Consider the following 22424-nt stretch of genomic DNA (forward strand, 5'->3'; position numbering starts at 1 on the left):
GGTCGCGGCAGCGGGGATCACAGCGCCACCGGCCCGTTCTCCGCCGCTTCCACCGCGGCGTCCCCGGCGAGGCGCACGAAGCGCTCTGCCGCGTCCGCCGCGTGCGCGCGCTGCTCGGCCGACATCAGGTCGAGGACCGATTCGAGCAGCCGGTGCCGCCGCGCCAGCACGGCCGCGACCACCTCCCGGCCGGCCGCGGTGACCTCGACCGTGACGATGCTGCGGCTGTGCGAATCCGCCCCGCGCGCGACGTACCCGGCCGCCTCGAGCCGGTCCACCAGCCGGGTGACCGAGGAGGCGGCCGCGCCCAGCGCGGCGGCGAGGGTGGAGGAGGGCACTCGGCCGAGGCCATCGAGCGTCCGCAGCAGCCGGAACTGCGAGACGGTGACGGCCCCGTCGAGTGCGTCGAGGCTCTGCGCGGTCACGCCCACCAGCGCCCGGGTCAGGCGCTCGAAGGCGGCCACGTCAGGGCGCGGGCCGCCGCGCGGGCTCGACCCGCTCGCCGGCGCCGCGGTCTCGGCGTCTGTCTCCGTGTTCGTCCCCGTGTCTGTCTTCACAAGGACAATGGTTATTCATAGAAACATTTGCTGTCAACAAGTGTTGTCGGCGCGTAGGGGTGTGCAGGGGGCCTGCCGGGTCTCGGACGCGGCCGACGCCTCGCCGAGCGGCCGCCACGCGCACACCGCGACCACCAGCATGGCCGCGCCCGCGATCCAGAACGGCATGGTCAACCCGGCCAGCCCGGCCACCAGTGCGCCGAGCAGCGTGCCGATCGCCGCGCCGCCGAGATCGCACAGGATGCGCACGCTGCCCACCCGTCCACGCAGTTCGTCCGGCACGCGCTGCTGGTAGAGCGTGGCCGCGAGCGAACCCCAGACCATCGTGTGGACGCCGAAGACGACGAGCGTGACCGCGACGATCCACGCGTGCGTCGACGCGGCGAGCACGAGGTGGGTGAGCGCCTCGACGAACAGCCCGGCCCGCAGCAGGCTCGTCGCACCGAACCTTCGCCTGAGCCGGCGGACCGAGAGCGTGCCGAGCGTGCCACCGACGGCGAACGTGGTCAGCAGCAGCCCGTATCCGAGGTCTGTCAGGCCGAGTCGCCGATGGACGTAGAGGACGAAGATGGAGAACGCGCCGCAGAACGCGACGTTGCCCAAGCCCATGGCGATGGAGATCGTGCGCAGGACGCGTTGACGTGCCAGCCAGCGGATTCCGGTGGTGAGGTCGGTGCGCAGACGCGGGCGCGGCGTCGGGGTCGGCTTCGCAGTCGGCACCTTGGCCGGACGCAGGGTCGCGACGAGTGCCGCGGCAACGAGGAACGTCAGCGCGTCGGTGCCGAACGGAGCCCCGACCCAGAGCGCGAAGAGCCAGGCTCCGAGCGGCTTGGACAGGAACTGGTTGCCGATGTTGAAGGTGAGCGAGAGCCGGGCGTTGGCCTCGGCGAGCCGGTCGGGCGCGACGAGTGCGGGCAGCAGGGCGGAACTCGCGTTGTCGGCGAGCGTGTCCGCGGTGCCGAGGGTGAAGAAGACGGCGTAGACCAGCGGCAGTGTCACCGCGTCGAGCGCCGCGGCTCCGGAGAGCAGGCCCAGCGCGGCCGCGCGCACCAGGTTGACCCCCGCGACCAGGCGGCGGCGGTCGAACCGGTCCACGTACACCCCGCTGATCAGGCCGAACAGCAGCCAGGGCACTTGCAGGGCGAAGGCCGCGAGGGCGACCGCGGCCGGATCGCGGGTGATCGAGGCGACCAGCATGGGTCCGGCGGCGAGCGTGACGCCGTCGCCGATCGTGGAGATGGTGGATGCGGCCCAGAGCATGCGGAATCCCGCGCCGAGCGGCGCGTTTCGGGCAGACAAGGATGGCTCCTCGGTGGAGGGAGACGGTCGGAAGTCCGTGTCCGTCTCGCCGAAGGAGCTGCGGCGCGGGGCGTCAGTGCCCTGCGTCTGGGCGCGGCCGCGCTAGCGGATCCGCGGCCCGGGCTCCTGCGGAGAGGCGGTGACCGTGACCATGCCGAGGCGCATCTCGTCTCCCATCCTGCCGACCGTCGTCGGCCGCACCCTAGTGGGCGCCGGCCCATAGCCGCCAAGGCTTTTCGCGACGCACGCCCTGGGCAGGGGTCTTACTACTGCGTCACGCAGCCGGTGGGCCAGTTGGACAGTCCCGTCACGGCCGAGCCGGCGGTCTCGCCGTTGTGGATGATCTCGACCACGCCCAGGACGTCGCCCTTGGGCATCTTGGCCGGATCGAAGGTGATCGTGGACGCGGCGGTGAGGTAGCCCTTGGCGTCCACAGTGGGACCGCCCACCACGCCGCTGGGGATCCCGACGGCCTTGGCACCGGTCCAGACACAGTTGCTCTCGGGGAGTTCCTTGTTGACGATGTCGAGCGGGATTCCCGCCTTCTTCAGCAGCGCCTGAAGCTGGGACGGGTCGGCGAGCAGGCTCAGTTTGACCGTCACGACGCCGGTGGTGACGTCGGTGTGCACGGTGAAGGACGCGTTCTCGACGTTGAGCACGCCCGACCCCGGGTGCTGAGACGGAGTCTGCCGGGCCTGTGCCTGCTGCGTCTGTTTGCCGTGCTGCGTCGTCGTGACGGCGAAGCTCAGCGACGCCGCCACGACCCCGGCCGTGGCCAGTGCCGGCACGGCCCGTCGGCGCCGGCTCAGCGTACGCCCGCGTGAGACGATCCCCTGCGTCTCGCGGTCGAAGCGCACCTCGCCCACGGAGCGTTCCAGGACGCCGACCAGCACGCGATCGTCTTCGTTGGGATTCACCGGGATTCCTCCTCGATCAGTCGTGCGGCGAGTTCGTTGCGCAGGGTGGCCATCGCCCGGGACAGATGCGCCTTGACCGTGCCCGGTGCGATGCCGAGCGCCTGGGCCGTGTCCTGGGTGTCGAGGTCCATGAAGACCCGGAGCGCGATCACCTCGCGTTGGCGCAACGGCAGTGCCTTCACCGCCGCGAGGACGTGGGCGTCCAGCGGCGGCTCGGCGGGCGCCTGGTCCAGCCGGTCGAACCGCTGGTCCCAGGCTGTCTCGTGCCGACGCCGACGCCACCACGAGATGTGCAGGTTCAGCGCCGTCCGCACCACCCAGGCACCCGGGGCCGGATGCACGGACACCTTCCGCCAGGACGCGAATGCCCGGGCGAACCCCTCCGCGACGAGTTCTTCGGCCAGGGACAGGTTGCCCACGGTCCCGTAGACGGCGCGTAGGCAGCCGTCTCGGGACTGGAGGTAGAACGTGCCGAAGTCCGCGGGTTGTCGATTCACGATCCCTTTACGCACACGGGCCGGTGGAGGTTTACCTGGAGACCCGCCTTTCCGCTCCAGCCCACCAGACCCGGTATCTGATCGGCAACGCCTGGAGATCTTCGAGCTGCTCGGCGAGGTCCGGTGCGGCGGATTCGAGCGGCACAGTGCCGACGAGCGGCGCCGAGCTGTAGATCTTGCGGAGCGCGAAATCCCATCCCGACGCCGCGTACTCCGGGACCCGCACGTCCGCCTGCGCTGCATCCGGCAGGCACCGCACCCGCAGCAGATGCGGCCGGGTGCGCAGCATCTCGGCTTCGTCGCGGGTTTCCGGAGCCTCGTCGAGCGCGGCCCACAGTTGGGCATCGGTCATCCGGGCCAGTCGAGCCGGTTCGCGGCGTCCCGCGTCGAGCAGCCGCGTGACCAAGCGTTGAAGCACGGCAGCGGGTGCGAGGTTGTCCCAGGAGGCGTGCAGCCGCGCCTCCGCACAGACCAGATCCACGAGGATCCGGGCCGTCGGCAGGTCGGTGCTGACAGCGCCGTCCACGAGACGCAGGGCGGCGAGAAGACGAGCGGGCTCGACCTCGAGCCTCGCGCCGAAGCGGGCGCTGCGCACATACGAGTCGAGATGGTCGAGGCTGAGCAGTCCCGGCGCCGGAGTCAACGCGGACGGCGTCCGGCCGGACAGGAGGTCCGCGATCTCGTGCGGTTCGAGCCCGTGCGCCGCGAGTACGTCCGCGATGGCCGGCTCCCGCAGGAGATCGGCGCCGAGTGCGTGATGGTTGAGTCCTGCGACACCTTCAAAGGTGTGGCTGAACGGCAGATGGCCCACGTCGTGCAGCAGTGCGGCGGCACGCAGCGGCTGGTCGGCGGGATCCGGATGGAAGCACGCGGCCAGTGCGAAGACCCCGAGGCTGTGCTCCAGGCGCGAGTAGGTCTGTGTCGTCGTGATCGACGCGGCGCCGCCGTGTGCGACCATGTGCAGCCGCCGCAACGGCTCGGTGCGCAGCAGATCCCGTTCCAGGGGGCTCAGACTCACCGAGATCCGCCAGAGTGGATCAATGTACTGGGCTGACCGGCCGGTGACGCCCGCAGCCGTTGTAGGTGGATCCCACGGCGTCGTCATCTGCCGGGCACCGGCATCGGGTCGCTGGGTGAACGCGGCGCCCCGAGCAGCGCCGCCAGCTCACCGACGTCCTCGACGGCTGGACCGTCCCACGCTCGCGCGCCGTAGAGCTCACAGCGATCCGCCTGCGTCGCCGCGTCCACCACCTCGAACTCGAGCCTCAGCGCCCTCATCCCGACTCGCTCGGCCCCGGCCAACTCGTCCGAAGCCCCGTCCCCGACGTACAGGCAGTCCTGGGCCGCCACGCCAAGGGCCGCCGCCGCGGCGAGGTAGAGCGACGGATCGGGCTTGCGCACGCCTCGCTCCCAGGAGAAGACCGCCACGTCGAACCGTTCCGCGAGCGCGGTCTCGTGCCAGATCGCCGGCGTCTCCGCCGAGCAGTCGCTGATCAGCCCGAGGCGATATCCCTTGCCCCGCAACCGATCGAGCGCCTCGAGCACCTGAGGCGAGGGGATGAGGCGGCCGCGCTCGAAGTGGAGCCGGCGTGCCACGGCCGTCCGCACGGCCGCCGGATCCGGGTGCGCTCCGAGCCCCTCGGCCAGGCGGGAGTAGGTCTCGTACAGGTCGCCTAGCGCGCCTCGGCACCGCGCGTCGAAGCTGTCGCGGACCGCGCCCGCGAACGCCTCGGGATCGACCCCGAGATCCCGCGCCGCGGCACGGGAGAGGGCGTCGCGCAGTCCGCGCTCGCCGCCGGATATGAGGGTGTCGTTGAGATCGAAGACGACTGCGGACGGATGGTTGAAACCAGACATGCGAACTCCCCTGCGGACTCCGGCGTCAGCGCGTCCGCCGGATCAGTGTGAACCCGTCCCATCCCTTGGCACCGACGGTCTGCAGCGCCGTCGCCTCGAGCCGCTCGTCCCGGGCGATGTCGGCCAGCACCGTGCGCACACCTTGGACCCGGGCGTCGGAGCTGTCCGCATCGACGACCGCGCCGTTGCGCACGACGTTGTCGATGACGATGACGCTGCCCGGATGCGTCAGTTCGAGCGCCGCCTTGAGGTACGTGGGGTTGCTCGGCTTGTCCGCGTCGATGAAGACGAAGCCGTAGGGTTCGGTCGCGTCCTCGATCAGCCGCCGGGCCGAGTCCGCGGCCGACCCCACGCGCACCTCCACCCGGTCCGCCACGCCGGCCCGCTCCAGGTTCGCCCGGGCGATCGCAGCGTTCTGTTCCTCGAGCTCCAGCGTGGTGACCTGTCCGTCCGCTCCGACCGCACGGGCGAGCCAGACGGTGCTGTAGCCCGCCAGCGTGCCGAACTCCAGCACCCGCTTGGCCCCCGACATCTGGCACAGCAGCGCGAGCAGCTTCCCCTGGTTCGGCGCCACCTCGGCCTTCGGCATCGTGGTGCGCGGCCCGGACTCCCGAGCGAGCACCAGCGCCTCGTCCTCCGGGACGAGTTCCCCGGCGAAGTACGCGTCCACCTCGCGCCACATCGACTCTGAGTCGTACATCCGCAGATCCTTCCCCGTCTGTGATGAAGCCGAGTGTGGCAGAGCCGAGTGTCGCAGAGCAGGAAAAAGCCCGGCCAAGGTGACTCGAGGTCACCTCGGCCAGGCCCCTCACGTCGAGGCTTTCGCCCCGGGTCCCCGCATCAGCCGGAGAAGTAGCCGAACACGTCGAGGATCGCGTCTCCGTGTCCGGTGGACTCGTTGTACAGGCTGACCTGCTGGTTCGAGCCGGTGCTCGCCAGCAGGCTCAGGCCCGCCACGGTCTGGCCGGTGAGGTAGTTGAGGTTGGACACCCCGGGCCGGGTGGTGCCCGCCGGGAAGGCGGTGACGAAGCCGTTGGCGGTCAGGTCCGTCACGGTGAGGTTGGTGATCAGCGTCGCGCCGGCCGGCATGACCGGGGGCACCGTGGTGTTGTACTCGCTCGCGTTGAGCGCGTACGTGGTGGTGCCGTCCGCCTTGAGTGGGGTGCCGCTCTTGCGCGAGTCCCAGGCGCGATACGGGGTGACCGAGCTGTAGGCGTCGGCGGAGTCGGTGGAGAAGTATCCGGCGACGTCCGCGATCAGGTCCACCGAGCCGGTGCCGCCGCCGTTGTAGAGCTCGATCCTGCCGTCCTGGGCGACCGGCACGATCACCGTGTTGGAGACCGTCTGGCCCTTGAGGTAGTTCAGGTTCGAGGTCGTGGGCGTGCCCGCGCCGTCCGGCTCGGCCGCGATCCAGCCGTTGCCGGTGGTGTCGGTCGCGGTCACGTGCAGCGCGACGGCGGTGACCCCGGACGGGATCGAGTCCGCGCCCGCGATGCCCACGGACAGGCCGGAGTTCCCGGCGACCTGCTTGGCCGGGGCGCCGGTGCCGTGGCGGGTGTCGAGCATGCGGGCCGGGGTCACGGCGGTGTAGCCGCTGCCGGCGGACCGGGTGAAGTAGCCGGACACGTCCGCGATCAGGTCGACGCTGCCGCCGGCCGGGCCCATGTCGTAGAGCTGGACCGTGCCGTCCGCGCCGACCGGCACGATCACCGCGTTCGTGACCGTCTGGCCCTTGAGGTAGTTCAGGTTCGACACGCTCAGGTACCCGCCGGACGGGATGACGCTGACGTACCCGTTGCCGGTGGTGTCGGTGACCGTGACGTTGAGCACCACGGCGGTCGCGTCCGCGGGGATCGAACCGTTGCCCGCGATGTTCAGCGAGGCCAGGTTGTCCGGGGTGATCTTCGCCTTCGGCGCGCCGATGCCCTTGCGGGTGTCCAGGATCCGGGTCGGGTCGAGCGGGGTGTAGTCGGACCCGGTGGTGGTGACGGTGCCCGTGGCGGTGAACGGCTGGCCGTTCACCATCGACGTACCGGTGACGGTGATCGTGTACGTGCCCGGCTTCGCGTAGGTGTGCGACGCGGCCCCGTAGCTCCCGCTCACCGGCGCACTGCCGTCGCCGAAGTCGAAGCTCCAGCCGTCCGAGAGCCAGGCCACGGACTGCGCGGTGACACCCAGGGCGCCGTTCGCCGTCGTGGTCAAGGTGGTGCCGGGGTTGGCCGGGGGCTGGATCTGCGCCGCGCCGCGGTCGTAGTAGGAGTACGTTCCCGCGCCGGTGTCCGGCTTGAGCGGGTCGTTGACGCGGGACTTGCCGTTGACGTCGGTGGCCAGTTCGCCCGGGGCGTCAGAGTTCGCGGAGTTGACCACCGGGCTGAAGTCCGACTCGACCTCGAAACCCCAGGGGCCGGTGACGTCCGGATCGCCGATCACGTCGTGCTGCCCTTGGCCGCTCGCGGCGGTGAACTGCGCCACCGTCTCGTAGTACTTCCCGGCCCAGTCGTACGTGTATTCGTCGGGGCCTTCGTCATCACCGGGCTGGGGAACGAGATTCGGGTTGGGGTCGAGGTCGTTGTAGTCAACCGTCGTGCCCGGTGTCGCGGCGCTCGCAACGCTCAGCAGCCCGCTCGGAGTCGATGAGCCGTCACATGAGGTGCCGGCTTCGAGGACGTTGTTCTCGATGTACGACCCAGTTGAGGCACCGGTCAGGCTGAGCGCCGTATTGCACAGGTAGCCGCCCGCGAGGACGACCGTGTTGCTCGTCACGGCTGTACCGGGAGCTCCATTGACCAGGATGGCGGGCACGCCGGCGCGGATGCCGTTGGTCGTGATGACATCGCCCGTGCTGCCCGGGTCGACCTGGATGCTCGGGGCGTCCCGGCCGACGTCGTCGATCTGGTTTCGGCTGAGCGTCACGTAGGACGAGGAGCCGGCGATCTCGATTCCCGGCACGGTGACGGTGCCACCGGTAGCCGACTCGATGCCGCCGCTGTCGCTGTCCATCGTGATGTGGTTCGAAGCGGAGATGTAGGCAAGCCGTGGTATCGATTCACCGACGAGGAAATCCTTGACGGTCACATAGCTTGCGCCGACGAACGTGAAGCCGGGCGCCGTGGTGGTGGGTCCGGTTCCGAGCTCGGCGCCCTTGCCCCCGGCTTCGATCGTGATCGGCGCGGAAGCGGTACCCGCATTGCTGATGGTCACGGGCGCATAGAGGTAGCCGTCCAGTACGGAGACCGTGTCGCCCGGAACGTTCGCGGCATCGATGCCGGCCTGCAGCGTGCAGAAGGGCGCGGCATGCGTCCCCGTGCCGCTGTCCGTGCAGGAGGCGCTGTCATGCTCAACGTAGATGGTGGTCGGACTCGAAGCGTCCGCATGCGCCGCGCCGGGAGCCAGCGCGGCAACGGATATCGCGAGCACAGCGCTCGTTGCGAGCGTGCGTTTACACATGTTTCCCCACCCTGATCATGAAGATTTCTTCATTTTTGTTCAGCTGTGGATTTTAGCGCCGGGCTCGGCACCGCGCGCGGTTCAGGGTCGGCATTCGCGGCCCGACTCGAGTCGTAGCACAGTCGTGACAAAAGGTTGTGAAGAAGTGAGTTGAGTGGTGCGCTATTTCCGCAGGATAATGAGATTTTCAGCTACACCTGAGACGTCTGACCACGGCTCAGTCCGCTTCGCACAATGGGGGATTTTCATGCGCTTGCGTGCCCTTGGCGCGCTCACTCTGGCCGTAGCCGTCACGAGCTCGATCGCTCCGCTGACCGCGGCTCAGGCCGCCACCGCCACTCCGCACGACGTCGGCACCGCCTCGACGGAGTTCTATCTCGCGCACGGGAACGACGCCTCTATCGGCGGCGGGACCGTCATCGACAACACCAGCCCGTCCGTGTCGGTGTCGTCGGACCTGAAAACGGTCACGGCGAACATCCAGGGATGGGAACTGTCTCTGTCCTCCTCGGCCCCCCTCGCTCCGGGGACCTACACCAGCGGTGTATCGATCACGGTGACGATGGGGACCTCCTACAACTGCGCCACCGGCTCCTTCACGATCATCGAGATGAGCGCGACCGACGTCAACGCGACGTTCAGCCTCGATTGCGGCCCGAGCGCCTCAGTGCCGGACAGCGTGGGCTTCCTGCGCTACAACGCCACCGTGGACACGCCGGTGCCGACGACGCCCAACGCGGCGCAGGCCATCACCGACCCGCCGAACTCCGGCACCACCTCGGCCAACGCCGACGAGTTCTCCTTCAACAGCGCTCCGGGTGACTACATCGGGGTCGGTTCGTCAGTTGACTTCACTGGCGCGAACCTGGTCGTAGGCGGAACCCAGGGCACGGCCACCGTGGGCGCGGGCACCTGGACCCTGGACCTCTCCGCGCCGGCCGGGGGACTGCTCGTTCCCGGCACTTACACCGGCGCCACCGGCTATCCCTTCAACTCGGGCACCGCGCCCGGCATCTCGTTGTACGGCGACGGCCGTGGCTGTGACCAGTACTACGGCACCTTCACGATCTATCAGATCGCCTCGGACGCGACCGGCGCGCTCAGCCAGTTGAACGCGACCTTCACCCAGACGTGTGAGAAGACCACGGCTCCGCCGCTGGTCGGCTTCATCCGATACAACGCGACCGAGCCGACCCCGATCCCGGCCTTCCTGACCGCTTCGGCCAGCCCGGTCGCCGGGGCCTCGCTCGCGGACGGCTCCACGAACGTCACGCTGACCGCCAAGAGCAACGCCACCGCCGGTGCGAGCTACTCGTACAACTTCGGCGACGGCGCCGCGGCCACCGTCTCGGCCTCCAGCAGCGCCACCAAGGCGGAGTACGAGGGCACCTACCCGGTCTCGGTCACGGTGACCGACGCCGGCCAGATCACCACCTCCGCGACGGGGTACTTCACCGTCGGCGACGGCTACCACGCGGTCACCCCGCAGCGGCTGCTCGACACCCGCTACGGCACCGGCGGCACCAAGGGTCCGGTCGCGAAGAACGGAAAGGTGACCATCACCCTGCCGACCTCGATCACGAACTCCGGCCACGGCACCCTCAGCGCCGTCGTGATCAACCTCACCGTCACGCAGCCCACCGCACTCGGGCTGGTCACGGCGTACTCCACCGGACTCTCGCAGAACCCGACGACCTCGAACCTGAACTACTCCAAGGGCGAGACCATCGCGAACCTGGTGACGGTCCCGATCCTGCCGGGCGGCAAGATCGTACTCTCGGTCAGCTCCGGCGGCACCGAGCAGCTCATCGCCGACCTCGAGGGCTACTACACCGCGGGCAATGACCCGACCAACGCCGGATACGGCTCGGTCACCCCGACCCGCATCCTGGACACGCGCCACGACACCGGCGGAGCCGGCGGCCGAGTCGCGGGCGGCAAGACCATCAAGCTCAAGCTGCCCTCCTCGGTCCCGACCGGTGCCACCGCGATCGTGCTCAACGTGACCGCGGTCGCGCCGAGCAAGGCGGGCGTCATCTCGGTCTTCCCGGACGGCACCACCCCGAACGCCTCGAACCTCAACTTCCCGGCCTCGGAGAACCTGCCGAACCTGGTGATCGTGGCCGTCCCGGCGGACCGCACGATCGACTTCAAGAACGGCGGCAGCGGAGCCGTGGACATCCTGGGCGACCTCGATGGGTACTTCTCCGACTCGGCGACCTCGAAGTTCGTCCCCTACTACCCGACGCGGCTGTTCGACACCCGCAAGTACGGCGGCGCGCTCGACCCGTTCTACTACGAGTCGTACACCATGGCCTACGCCCTGCAGGTGCCGGTCGCCGCGCTCACCGCCTCGCTCTACAACGTCACGGTGACCGCGCCGACCGCCTCCGGGTACGTCAGCGTCGTGCCGGACCCGATCAAGAACCTGCCGTCGGTCTCGAACCTGAACTTCAGCAAGGGTCAGACCATCGCCAACGGGGTGCTCGCACCGATGACCAACGGCGTCCAGGACTACCTCAACGGGTCCCCGAGCGGTTCGATCCAGCTGATCTCGGACTTCTTCGGCTACTTCGCCAAGCCCCTGGCCACCACCGCCCCGCCCTCCTCGCCGAATGCCAAGCCCTCGGCGAACGTGAAGTCCCCGCTGGCCGGCAACGCCGTGGCAGCCCCGACCGCACGGCTGGGCGGGTCGGCGTTCGCGCGCTGACACCAGGCACAACGCACGACCGCTAGACCGCATTACTGCTCCACCGCACCACCGCATCACGCATCACCGCATCACCGCATCACCCAGCACACCGGTGCCCCGGACCGCTCATGGTCCGGGGCACTGCTGCTGTCGGCGGCGGTACGCGACGGCCGTCTCGTCCTCGCCGGGCAGCGCGAGTGCGGCGCTTCGCGCGTCTCGGAAATTCCCCGGCTCTCGAGGCAACCGGCCCGCGGGGTCGTACGTGTTACCTCGAACGCGCCCGCTGCGGCGCCGGAGACGCAAGTGAAGCAGAGGGCAGAAGTGGCCGCAGGGCTCGATTACGACGAGTTCTACCATGCGACCTTCCATCGCGTGGTCGGCCAGGTTTTCGCGATGACGGGCAGCCTTGCCGAGGCGGAGGACTCGGTGCAGGAAGCCTACGCACGGGCCTGGCAGAGCTGGAACAAGATCAGCGAGTACGAGGACCCGGAGGCCTGGGTACGGTCCGTCGCGTTCCGCATCTCGGTCTCGAGTTGGCGCAAGACGATGAGCCGCTTCACCGCCCACAAGCGCCAGGCCCAGTCCGAGGAGCAGCCCGCGCTGAGCCCCGATCGGCTGGCCATCATGAACGCGCTACGCCTGATCACGCCCGAGCAGCGCCAGGTCATCGTGCTGCACCACTTCCTGGACCGTTCGGTCGAGGAGATCAGCCGGGAGACCGGCGCGCCGACCGGCACGGTCAAGGCCCGCCTCGCCCGCGGCCGCAGGGCCCTGGCTCCGCACCTGTCCGAATTCGCCGAATCCGCGCCGGCGACCGTCAAGCAGCCGAAGTCCAAGCCGAGCAAGTCTCGTGAGGAGCGTGTCCCCCATGTCTGAGCGGTTCGACGACCTCATGGCCGGCCTGGTCGACTCGGCCGGCGCGCACAGCGCCCCCGGCCCCGCCCTGGCCCGCAAGCGCGGCAGGCAGCGCCGCACCCGGCAGCGTCTGGCCGCCTCCACGCTGAGCCTGGCGCTGCTCGGCACCGCCGGAGGCGTGGCCGCCACCAGCCTCGGCCAGGGCCACGGCACCCCGCTGCCGACCGGCCACACCGGCGCGGCGGTCCCCACCGGATCGGCTTCGGCGTCGGCTTCCACACCGGCCTCTCCGAGCCCTGACTCGGCCCCGAGCACCCCGGCCGGCGCGAGCACGTCCGCGAACCCCGCCACGTCGAACCCGACCAGCTCGCTGGTGCCCGGAACCTACAGCCCGGGCAACTGGTACCAGCCCACCGATCTGCCGCTGGCTTCGTCCACGCTCGTCTGGGTGCCCGTCTCCGACATGCTCGGGACGAGGATCGGCGGGAACGTCGGCGAAGTGGAGTCGTCCGGCGACGGCGCTTCCACCAACCTCGCCTACTTCGGTGACGGGTGTCAGATCTCCTCGCTGAACGCCGCACCAGCCACCGAGTACGAGGACTACACGGGGGCCGACAACAACACCTTCCTGAGCACCGCCGACAACGCCATCGCGGCCGACGTCGAACACCTCGTCTACTTCTACTCGGACTCCTCCGCGGCGAGCTCCGCGTGGAACGCGATCGGCTCGGGCTTCCACCACTGCGTCGCCACGGATTCCGGCACGAACCCGACGACGGGCGGCGAGACGACCGGAACCACCACGCAGACGAGCTCCGCGGCCGAGAGCCAGTGCTGGTCGAACGTCACCACCCCGACCGGCCACCCCGCAGGCGACGGCACATCCGACCATGCCTGTTTCGTGCAGCAGGGCAACGTGATCGAGGCCGTCGACCTGACGGTGAACTTCGACAAGTCGGCGTATCTCTCCACGGTCGACTACGGCACCCTCGACCCGACCATGGTCCAACAGCTCACCCGGAGCCTTGCCGGTGATCTCCACTCCGGCAGCTCGCCGGTCTGCGGCACCGGTGATCTCAAGATCACCCTTGGCTCGAGCGGCACCTACAGCACCAACGGTGCCCACTACCGGGTCCTGGTCCTCACGAACATCAGCGGATCGACCTGCACAGTCGAGGGATATCCGACCACCACGCTGGTCAGCAGCGCAGGCAAGACACTCGTCACCGCGGGCGACAACCCGCATGACCCCTACACCGCGAAGAACTACTCCCAGGCACAGATCACGCTCTCTCCCGGCGCGACCGGCTCGGCGATCCTGAACTGGGGCGACAACGCGGCCGGCGTGGCCTGCACCTACCCCGGTCCGAACACCCTCACGGTGTTCGCCCCCGACTCTGCCACCGCAACGTCGCTCGGCACCCTGAGCAACGTCTGCGAACGCCCCGACATGACCCCGGTCCAAGCCGGGCTGGTCACCCCGTAGCCCGAACGCAAAGCGACAACCCAGAAGGACACGTGCGGCGCCCTGGTCTCGGCCAGGGCGCCGCGCCACGTCCGCACCGCCCAGGAACGCGATCAAGCCCGGCCCGAGTGACCTTGATCACCTCTGCCGACTCATGCCGCCGGGCTCATCCCCATGGGACGCTCGTCCCGGCACCGCGCGCCGTGTCAGTGTTCGTGCGTTCTATCCGGCGCTCAAGTCCGTCGAGGACCATCTGGAGCCCGAACAGCCCCCGGCCCCGCGCCTCCTACAGTCAGGTCGGGTTCAGCGTCATCGCCCGCGAATGGAAGGACAGCCGGGCCGACAACGGCGGCGGCGGTGTCGCCTCCAGCGCGGCCGGCCTACTGCGTACTGCGCTGGGCCCGTTTCCACCGCGGCGACCCGCCGACACAGCCGAGCGACCTACCCCGGAACACGAAGAAGCCCGGCCGAAGTGACCTAGATCACTTCTGCCGGGCTCATCCCGTCGCGGCTTTCGCCACTTGTGCTCCCGACTTGCGTCGGTGCACCTGAGTGGTGCACCGACGGAACGGCCCTGACCAGTCTTGGAGCGCCAAAACACTGGATGAATTCCCACGTTCCCCTTGATCCTTTCCCGCTGGCGGCTTTGGACGAGGTTGGTGTGGAATCCTCGCGTCATGCCGGTCGCGACCATGTATGCCGAATTCGCCACCCGCGAGGCTCGCGGTGCATCGCCGACGTATGAGCGGTTGTCGCTCGCCATCTCGCGGGATACGGATGTACTCACGCTGCTAGAGCGGGTGCCCGCCCCGAAGCGGCAGCCGAACCTGCTACTCGCCGTGGTGCGGCTGCTTGGCGGACCGGTCGATGACGCAAGCGCGTTCCACGACTTCACCATGGCCAACTGGCCAGCGGTCGAGGAGCAGTTGCGCAGCCGGGCCACGCAGACCAACGAGGTCGGCCGCTGCGCGCTGCTGCTGCCGGTACTCGCGGCGTTACGGCAACCGCTGGCCCTGGTGGAGGTCGGCGCGGCGGCCGGGCTCGGGCTCTACCCGGACCGGTATTCGTACCGCTACGGCCGCCACCGAATCGGAACCGGCGGCCCGGTTCTCGAGTGCGCACTCACCGGCACAGCTCCGCCGGCCCGGCTGCCGCAGATCGTCTGGCGGGCCGGTCTGGACCTGAATCCGCTCGATGTGACCGACCCGGCCGACCTCGCCTGGCTGGAGGCGTTGATCTGGCCGGAGCAAGACGATCGCCGACAGCGGCTTCGGTCCGCGGCCGCGATCGCGGCCGCGGACCCGCCGACACTCATCCGCGGCGACCTCGTCGACGACCTGGCGCATCTGGTTGCCCGTGCGCCAGCCGACGCGACGCTGGTGGTCTTCCATACCTCCGTGCTCTACCAGTTGCCCGCCGCGCGCCGGAGTCTGTTCCTCAACGCGGTACGCGCGCAGCCCGGCCACTGGATCTCGGTCGAGGCTCCGGACGTCGTGACCTTCGCCGGGCTTCCGATGCCGCCGGACCAAACCCTGCACAACGTGCTGGCGTTGGATGGCCGCCCGCTCGCATGGGCCCGGGGCCATGGCCAGGCGATGCAGTGGCTAATTTGACGGCCTGTTCAGTATTGATCCTGGCCGCAAACAGCGACCCAGCCGAGCGTTACGACAGCTTCCAGCTCCGCACGGCAACACGTTACACATAGTCGTAGACCGGTCTGCCCGATTGCCAGCCAGCACTGACAGCCTCCGCGACTACGTCGTCGATATTCGAACGATTCGCGGACACCGGCGCAACCTCACCCGCGCGGGTGGTTGTCGGCCCGCCCCGACTGTCGCGGAAACGCTGTTGCAAAATCCAGCCGTAGTCCCGGGTCGGGGCGCCGTTTTCCCTACACTCGGCCGCCGTGAACGAACTCGAACTCGATCCGCCGCTCGCCACCGGCGCGAAGATCGGCTACGCCCGGGTCTCAACCGCCGGGCAGCCTCTCGACCGCCAACTTGCCTCGCTCACGGCAGCCGGGTGCATCCGGGTGTTCGCCGACAAGAAGTCCGGCAAGAACATCAAGCGCGAGGAACTGTGGAAGGCACTGGACTTCCTGCGCCCTGGCGACACTCTGGTGGTCGCCTCGCTCGACCGGCTCGGCCGCTCCCTCGCGGACCTGATCTCGATCGTCGCCGGACTGCGCCGCCGCGGGATCGATTTCGCCTCGTTGCACGAGGCGCTCGATACCACCACACCAGGCGGCAGGCTGGTCTTCCACGTCTTCGCCGCCCTGAGTTCATCCGAGAACTGATCGTCGAAGGTACCCGCGAAGGGCTTGAGGCGGCGAGGGCTCGCGGGCAGCGCCTCGGGCGCCCGCCAGCCTTGACGCCGGAGCAGGTCGCGCATGCTCGCGATCTTCTGTCGCGGCCCGAGAACTCGGTCGCATCGATCGCCCGGCTGCTGAGCGTCTCCCGCTCGACGATCTACAAGTACGTCCCGGAGCTCAGGGGCAGAAGCGGGGCTGCTCTGGACGGTACCGGCCCACGGCGGGGGATCCTGCCGGCCGGAGCCGACAGCTAGTGCTACCCCCGGGAACGTCCGCGCGGTTGACTCCAAAGTGGTTGCCACTGCTGTCATCCAGCTACGATTCAGGTCCGAATGAGAGAGGGGTCCATGTCGTTGATGTATGAGGCTGCTCCGGCTACGCAGCTCCACGGTCGAGGAACGGGTGTCATCGTTCTGGTGATCAGTGTCGTCGCTTTGCTGCTGCTTGCGGCGATTGCAGCTGACTTCCATGGTTTCGCCCAGCGCGTACCTTGGGCAGGGCGATCGTCCGATCCAGAGCAGCAGAGGTTCGTGGTGGGATGGAACCGAGTGGGCTGCGGCATATTCGCGATCTTCGCCGTGATTGCCGTCGTCGATGGGATTCGGCTTATCAGCACCGGGTCGATGTAGGCGGCTACCACCGTGCCACATCGGGTCCACGCATGTGGAGCGAACATCCATAAAAAACCGCAGGAAACCGAGCGGACGTTGGTTGATGCGGCACTGCGGTCGGCTGCCGCCTGGCACAGGTGCTGCACTGGTACCACCAGGGGTGCCAATGCCACGCCCGGCGCGGCGGCCGCGACGGGAGCTGCTCATAGCCGCCGGTACGTAGCGAAGGCGTGGTCTCGCCAGCAGGATCACCATGTCTGAAAGCCCTTCCTGGGCAAGGTGCCGTGGACATGCCGGGTCGCCCACAGCCGCGCACAGGTGCTGCACTGGTACCACCAGGGGTGCCAATGCCACGCCCGGTACGGCGGCTGCTGCGTGAGCCGCTCACGCCCGCCGCCAGCGTGTGGAATGTGTGGTCTCACCAGCGGTATCGCCGAGTCTGAAAGCGACATGCAGCCTATCCGGATAGTCCGACTTATCGGGTCTTTCCGAATAGGCACCCCGCGAGGCATGATGCGCGACACGCGCCCGGCATAGGCGCAATGTGCTTCTTTATGATCATCACGGTGCCTACGATGCGGTTCTGGGGGAATCGGCGCGTTGAGAGGCGAATCGTGCAGGTGCAAGACCACGCGTTGAGCGACGCGTTGCAAGCCACGCTGGACGGCGTGCGCGCGGAGTACGAGCGTCTGATGGCCGAGTTAGCCTTCCGTGAAAAGGAACTGGCGCAGACTCGCGAGGAGATGGAGCACAATCGGCTGCTCGCCGAAGCGGTCGGACGCGAACTCGCCCGGCGCAAAAGCACGTGGAGCGGGCCAAGCGACTGCCCCGGGCCGGAGCCGGCAGCAGATCCCGAAGCGGACTCGCCGCCGCGCACTCTGTCTGACCAGGAAGTCCAGGCGCTGCGGGGCACGGTCTCACGTCGAGAGGTGGCGTTGCAGGTGCTCAACACGATCGGGATGACCCGGCCAGTCCGCGCGCGCGATGTCGCCGAAGCGTACGAGGGCAAGGGCCAGCCGATTTCCAAGACAGCGCGGGAAGGCGCCCGGCACGCGTTGCTGGATCTGGCCGCCGCAGGTCTTGCCGTTCGTCTCGCCGACGGATCGTTCCTGCCCGCGGGTAGCCCTCTTCTGGCTACGTACAAAGCTGAGCCAGGCGTCCCTGCGCAGACTCGGGGCAGCGCGGCGGACGACTTCGAAATCGATCAGAGGTCCGCCGGGGCATAAAGAAACAGGTGGCCGCCGTCGAGGTTCAGAGCTCGACGGCGGCCGATGAACAGCACGATTCCAGCAAAAGGGTCGGTGTTCTCTCAGCACGATACTCGACTCCTCGATGTCGGCTGGGATTGCGCCGCGCCCTCGTCCCTCCGTGTCCGCAACCATGCGGCACGGGAGAAACGAGATGTCCCATGGGTATGCGCAAGCCCCACGGTTCCGGAGAAACCGACGGCTCGGCACGCCGAGAAGTCCAATCAGCACTCTTCTGCGCAGATCCGCCTGCTCCCCTTACCTCCGAACCCGCCCCGTGCGATCTTGTAGGTAGATCGGCGCCCGGGGTACTGGACTGGGAGTGGATGGTGGGCACGCACGTCATCGACGCCTATGCCCCGCATAACGCGGGCCCGGCATGGCCACGGGTGGCCGGCGAGGTACGCCGCGCCGTCAAGCGCACCCAGCCAACAGCGGCGCCTGTAGCCAGGCAACTGGTGTACGTCATGGCGCAGCTCGCGCTTTTCGCAGACGGGCGCGGAATGGTCGCCAGCGCCGAGGCGTGGCTGACGCACGAGATGATCGAAGCGTTCATTACCTCGCGGCGTGCGCACGTGACGGAGTCCACGCAGGGCAACTACCGCAGTAGGCTGCGGCGCCTGCGCGCAGCCGTCCTCGGACCGGAACTCGCTTCAGGCGATCCCGCACGCCTTTCCGGGTCCCGCTCATCCAGGCCGTATTCGCCGGCGGAGCTCACCGACCGATGGGAGTGGGCCAATAGCCGGCCGACTCCGTACCTGCGCACGGGCATGAAGAGCCTCATGGCGCTAGGCCTGGGCTGTGGCCTGGATACTCCCGAAGCCCAGTGGGTGCGCGCCCGGCACGTGCGTCGGGATGCCGAGAACGGTGCGGTACGGGTCGAGGTGACCGGCACCAGGCACCGGATCACCGTGTGCCGTCACGCTTGGGAGAAACTGCTGATCGACGCGGCAGGAGCGTTGGAGCCGGACCAGTTCCTGATCCGGCCGGACGCGCCGACGCGCGGCAAGAACATCATCGCCAACTTCGTCGCACGCGCCCGCAGGGGATCGGATGACCCTGGCATCTTGCTCGGCCGGGCCAGGTCGACCTGGATCGTCGAGCTCGTCGACGAGGGAATCCCGCTCACCACACTCGTGGCCGCGGCCGGCGTGGACACCCTGCACGCCCTGTCTCGCCTGATGCCCTACTTCGCGCCCGTCGAGGCCGCCAGAGGCGAGCAACTGCTGCGCGGGCGCGCGTGAACCAGGATGAGTCCGAGCGCACACGACATCAGGCCCTGGCCAAGCTCCGCTCACGGCGCCGCCGCATCGCCGACGCCGAGGTCGAACGGGTCCTCGCGCGAGTGCAGAAGATCGGGCTGAGCGCACTCATCGAACCCTGGCTCACCTCCCGGCGCGGCCGGCCGGCAACGCTGACGGGCACCGCACTGCTGGTCGGGATGTTCCTCGCGGCCGACCAGTCCAGCGGCAAGGTCCAGCTCGTCGAGGTCACCGACACGCTCTACTTCAAGATCAGCCCTCATATGCGCGAGCGCCTTGGCGTGGCCTGGAAACCGGACTCCGATAAGGGCTTCGAGGCCGGCTACGCCGTGGTGCGCCGCCGCTTCCACAAGCTCGCCCGTGCCTGCGACCCTTCGCCGCTGCCGAAGAACAAGCGGCTCGACAAGGCCGAGGTCGCGAAACTGGAGGCCGCAGCCGACCAGGCGCTGCTGGCGGAGAACCGGGCCAGGCTCATACTGCTGACCAACTCGATCCTCGATGACTCTCTCATCGACGCCCGGCCTCTGATCGACGAATACTGGGACGGTTCGGGATCCGTGGACGGCACCGCGGTGCGCGCCTACGCCAAGGGCCTGCGCAGTAAAGGACCGGCGACCGCGACCGATCCGGACGCCGCCTGGCACGTGCGCACCGGCGACCACGCCGAGCACGAGGCCGTCGCCGAGGGCGGCAAGAACCGAACAGGCAAGAAGGAAGGCCGTGCCCAGTTCAAATACGCCTACGAAGCAACTCTCGCCATCGCCCGCGACCCGCGCCACGACGGGGCGCCCCGGCCCGACGGCACGCCCAATCCGGCCGTCATCCCCGCACTCGTGCTCGGCTTCGCGCTCGACAAGCCGGGTTACGACCCCGGCGGCAACGCCATCCGCATCCTCGCCGATGTCCAAGGCCGCGGCTACAGGGCGAACTTCCTCGCCGGAGATCGACTTTTCAACAACTCCGAACCCGGGCGATTCCAACTCCCGCTACGAACCCTCGGCTACCGTCCCGTCTTCGACTACACCGAAGACCAACTCGGCATCCAGGGCGGCACCGGCGGCGCGAACCAGGTCGAAGGCGCCTGGTACTGCCCGCACATGCCCGAACCACTGATCGAAGCCACCACCGACCTGCACGAACAACGCATCGACCCCGAGACCTGGCGGTATCGGATCGCGGCCCGTGCCCCCTACCGGCTCGTGCCCAAGCAGGCCCCGGACACCGAGGGCTTCGGGCGCCACCAGTGCCCGGCCGCCGCCGGCAGAGTCCACTGCCCGCTCAAGCCGCCACTCCCGCCCGACCACCCGAAGCGCCACCTGCTGCCCATCGTCGACCCCGCCCCCTCGCCCGTCGGCCCGCCGAAGATCTGCCGCCAGGACTCGATCACCATCCCTCCCGAGGCCGGCGCCAAGCACGCCCAGGACCTCGCCTACGGCGGCGAGGAATGGGCCAAGATCTACTTCCGGCTCAGAAACAGCGTCGAGGGAATCAACGGGTTCGCCAAGGACCCGGTCCACGAGGCGATCGAGGCCGGAGCCACCCGCCGCATCCGCGGCATCGCCCCCGCCTCCATCCTCCTGGCCTTCCAGCTTCATCACGTGAATACACGCAAGCTCGCCACCTGGGCAGACACCCTCGAAGGCGAGAACGACGAACCACCAAGACGGCGACCGACCCGAAGACGCAAGAGCAAACCACTCGGCACCTGGACCCCCGCCGGCCATCTCACGCCCGAACTCCAGGCAGCCTGACCAGCGCGAGCCGTACGTTATCCACAACACGATCACCCCGGGGCCGAGCTCGACCGCGCCCTGAAACAGGAGCGGAGCCCGCCGACCACCCCCGCACACGAAGAAGCCCGGCTGAAGCGATCTTCATCACTTCTGCCGGGCTGATTTCGTCATTCATGCCGCCGACTTCCGTCGGTGCACCTGAGTGGGGCACCGACGGATTGCGGTCGGCCTGCTAGGCAGGGATGCCTGAAGGCAACATTTCCCACGTCGGGCATGATCATTTCCCGCCGCCTAGTCAGACTCGACTCGTCCACGAACTTGGCCCGACATCGACGGCTCTCCAGAAATCGAACAGGGAACTGGAAGCATGCGTATTGTGCCTGTTGGCAGTCCGTTAGAGCTGCCGTGAGGACAGTGTCCGCACGCCTTGGGAACGTCGTCGTCGGCAATCATGGACGGCGGGGAGTGGGAGGGATCGTGACCAGCGAGTCGAGTGCACGATCTGGAGGTTCGGTCAGCGAGTTGATCGAACTGCTGCAGTACGCCGTGCCGGTGCTTGAACGGTTTGGTAACCCGAAGGCGGAGATCATCAGACCAGAGCTAAAGACGTACAGCCGCTGGAAGGGGGAAAAGACAAGATGTTTCGAATGCCCAGCATGGTTGATCACCTACCATGACAGGCCGGGAGGCGATGAGGCCAGCTATCTCGGCTTCGACGGCACGCGCTATAAGAAGGTCGGGTTGTTCGAATGGTGGATTACTCCCATAGCAGAGCTGTCCGATATGGCCCCTCCCGTACCAGAAGTGTCCTATCAGGACCATTTTGTCACCGATGCGATCAAGTTTCTGCACCGGCTGGTTCGTGAGGCAGCACCGCAGTATGCCCGACCGCTCCAGATCCAGGCGTTCGGCGCCGTGTTCGAGGCTGTCCCGCTGCCTCGCGATCTCGGCGATCTCGACGGAGACTTCGCGCGCCGCGAGCGGACGAAGGAGCAGGAACTCGCCAGGGCGCAGGAGTTGCGCTGCGAGGATGTCGCAGCAGGCTATCGATCTCCCGGAGCGGTCGGTGTCTCCCTGGTTCGGCCAGCAGACCGACTCGGGCAGATTCGGTACACCTTCCTGTCCTGGCTCCGTTTGATCACCGAGACCGGGTGGTACCGTGCCAATCCCGACAGGTTCCTGCGCCCCATGCCTCCGCACGCCCCAGGAGGGCCGATCCGCCAGGAAGAGATCGCGGGGCTGGCCTCCAAGCTGATCTCTGGCGGATCCGCGCAATGGATCGATGCGTATACCGACGAGTACTCGCCGACTACGAAGCCGCTATCTCCGCCGTTCCGGCTGGTTCTGACTCCCGCGGGGATAACGGAGGCCGATCTCCTGGTGCCGGCGGGCGCCGGCCCGGACCGCACCCGTGCACTGATACGTGCCCTGATGCTTTGGAGCGCCCGGGAGGCGAAGAGCCCGGCGGGCACAGCGCTTCAGCACTTTCTCGCGGCGGCGGACTGCGAGATTGACGGCGTCATCGCCAGCGCCGCCGAGGTGTTCAGCCTGAATCCACTGATGGGTAATGCTTCGATGCCCGCCCTGGGGTGACCCCGGTGACACGAGATGCCTTCTGACCTGGAAGAATAGAGGTTCTCTAGGCCCTTATCCGTTCAGTTCGAGAAGGCATCC

General features: G+C 68.3%; 17 protein-coding genes and 1 pseudogene. 10 read left to right on the forward strand and 8 right to left on the reverse strand.

Translation table 11 applies throughout. The features are described from left to right. Window positions 1–17: 17 nt before the first annotated feature. The 8 genes from KDL01_RS42890 to KDL01_RS00495 all read right to left on the reverse strand — a co-directional run bounded on the left by KDL01_RS42890 (window position 18) and on the right by KDL01_RS00495 (window position 8574). Window positions 18–557, reverse strand: coding sequence for a MarR family winged helix-turn-helix transcriptional regulator (locus KDL01_RS42890; protein WP_212526239.1), 540 nt, complete (start codon window positions 555–557; stop codon window positions 18–20). Window positions 558–590: 33 nt separating this feature from the next. Then, complete coding sequence (locus KDL01_RS00465) at window positions 591–1856, reverse strand: MFS transporter (RefSeq protein WP_212526240.1); 1266 nt, start codon at window positions 1854–1856, stop codon at window positions 591–593. Window positions 1857–2122: 266 nt separating this feature from the next. Next, window positions 2123–2773 (reverse strand): hypothetical protein, encoded by a 651-nt coding sequence (locus KDL01_RS00470; protein WP_212526241.1) that lies wholly within the window; start codon window positions 2771–2773, stop codon window positions 2123–2125. Further along, window positions 2770–3270: a sigma-70 family RNA polymerase sigma factor gene (locus KDL01_RS00475; protein ID WP_212526242.1), complete on the reverse strand. Its 501-nt coding sequence runs from the start codon at window positions 3268–3270 to the stop codon at window positions 2770–2772. Before KDL01_RS00475 ends, KDL01_RS00470 begins: the two co-directional genes overlap by 4 nt. Before the next feature lie 31 nt (window positions 3271–3301). Next, window positions 3302–4288: an HD domain-containing protein gene (locus KDL01_RS00480; RefSeq protein ID WP_212526243.1), complete on the reverse strand. Its 987-nt coding sequence runs from the start codon at window positions 4286–4288 to the stop codon at window positions 3302–3304. An 83-nt stretch (window positions 4289–4371) separates the two neighbouring features. Then, entirely contained in the window at window positions 4372–5127 is a 756-nt protein-coding gene (locus tag KDL01_RS00485; RefSeq protein WP_212526244.1) for an HAD family hydrolase, read from the reverse strand. Window positions 5128–5152: 25 nt separating this feature from the next. Then, a complete protein-coding gene (locus KDL01_RS00490) occupies window positions 5153–5827 on the reverse strand; it encodes an O-methyltransferase (protein WP_212526245.1) in 675 nt (224 codons plus the stop codon). A gap of 140 nt (window positions 5828–5967) precedes the next feature. After that, complete coding sequence (locus KDL01_RS00495; RefSeq protein WP_212526246.1) at window positions 5968–8574, reverse strand: PKD domain-containing protein; 2607 nt, start codon at window positions 8572–8574, stop codon at window positions 5968–5970. Between the two features lie 247 nt (window positions 8575–8821). On the opposite strand from KDL01_RS00495, the gene KDL01_RS00500 reads away from it, so the two are divergent. From KDL01_RS00500 to KDL01_RS00545, 10 genes and pseudogenes are all read left to right on the forward strand, one after another. Continuing rightward, entirely contained in the window at window positions 8822–11284 is a 2463-nt protein-coding gene (locus KDL01_RS00500) for a PKD domain-containing protein (RefSeq protein WP_212526247.1), read from the forward strand. A 285-nt stretch (window positions 11285–11569) separates the two neighbouring features. Then, window positions 11570–12142: a SigE family RNA polymerase sigma factor gene (locus KDL01_RS00505; RefSeq protein ID WP_307845994.1), complete on the forward strand. Its 573-nt coding sequence runs from the start codon at window positions 11570–11572 to the stop codon at window positions 12140–12142. Continuing rightward, window positions 12135–13607 carry a DUF4232 domain-containing protein gene (locus KDL01_RS00510; protein WP_212526248.1) on the forward strand — a complete coding sequence of 491 codons (1473 nt, stop codon included), beginning with the start codon at window positions 12135–12137 and terminating at the stop codon, window positions 13605–13607. The genes KDL01_RS00505 and KDL01_RS00510 overlap by 8 nt, the downstream gene beginning before the upstream one ends. A 656-nt stretch (window positions 13608–14263) precedes the next feature. Further along, window positions 14264–15199, forward strand: a complete 936-nt coding sequence (locus tag KDL01_RS00515; protein WP_212526249.1) for a DUF2332 domain-containing protein — start codon at window positions 14264–14266, stop codon at window positions 15197–15199. A 293-nt stretch (window positions 15200–15492) separates the two neighbouring features. Beyond that, window positions 15493–16151, forward strand: a pseudogene (locus KDL01_RS45800) (recombinase family protein). 93 nt (window positions 16152–16244) lie between these two features. Continuing rightward, window positions 16245–16526 carry a hypothetical protein gene (locus KDL01_RS00525; protein WP_212526250.1) on the forward strand — a complete coding sequence of 94 codons (282 nt, stop codon included), beginning with the start codon at window positions 16245–16247 and terminating at the stop codon, window positions 16524–16526. A 536-nt stretch (window positions 16527–17062) separates the two neighbouring features. Beyond that, window positions 17063–17734 (forward strand): hypothetical protein, encoded by a 672-nt coding sequence (locus KDL01_RS00530; RefSeq protein ID WP_212526251.1) that lies wholly within the window; start codon window positions 17063–17065, stop codon window positions 17732–17734. A 350-nt stretch (window positions 17735–18084) separates the two neighbouring features. After that, window positions 18085–18999 carry a hypothetical protein gene (locus tag KDL01_RS00535; protein ID WP_212526252.1) on the forward strand — a complete coding sequence of 305 codons (915 nt, stop codon included), beginning with the start codon at window positions 18085–18087 and terminating at the stop codon, window positions 18997–18999. After that, window positions 18996–20768: a hypothetical protein gene (locus KDL01_RS00540; protein ID WP_212526253.1), complete on the forward strand. Its 1773-nt coding sequence runs from the start codon at window positions 18996–18998 to the stop codon at window positions 20766–20768. Before KDL01_RS00535 ends, KDL01_RS00540 begins: the two co-directional genes overlap by 4 nt. Window positions 20769–21227: 459 nt before the next feature. Next, on the forward strand, window positions 21228–22343 hold the full coding sequence (locus KDL01_RS00545) for a hypothetical protein (RefSeq protein ID WP_212526254.1): 1116 nt from the start codon (window positions 21228–21230) through the stop codon (window positions 22341–22343). Window positions 22344–22424: the final 81 nt, after the last annotated feature.

It is taken from the genome of Actinospica durhamensis, assembly GCF_018139695.1.
GTDB lineage: Bacteria > Actinomycetota > Actinomycetes > Streptomycetales > Catenulisporaceae > Actinospica > Actinospica durhamensis.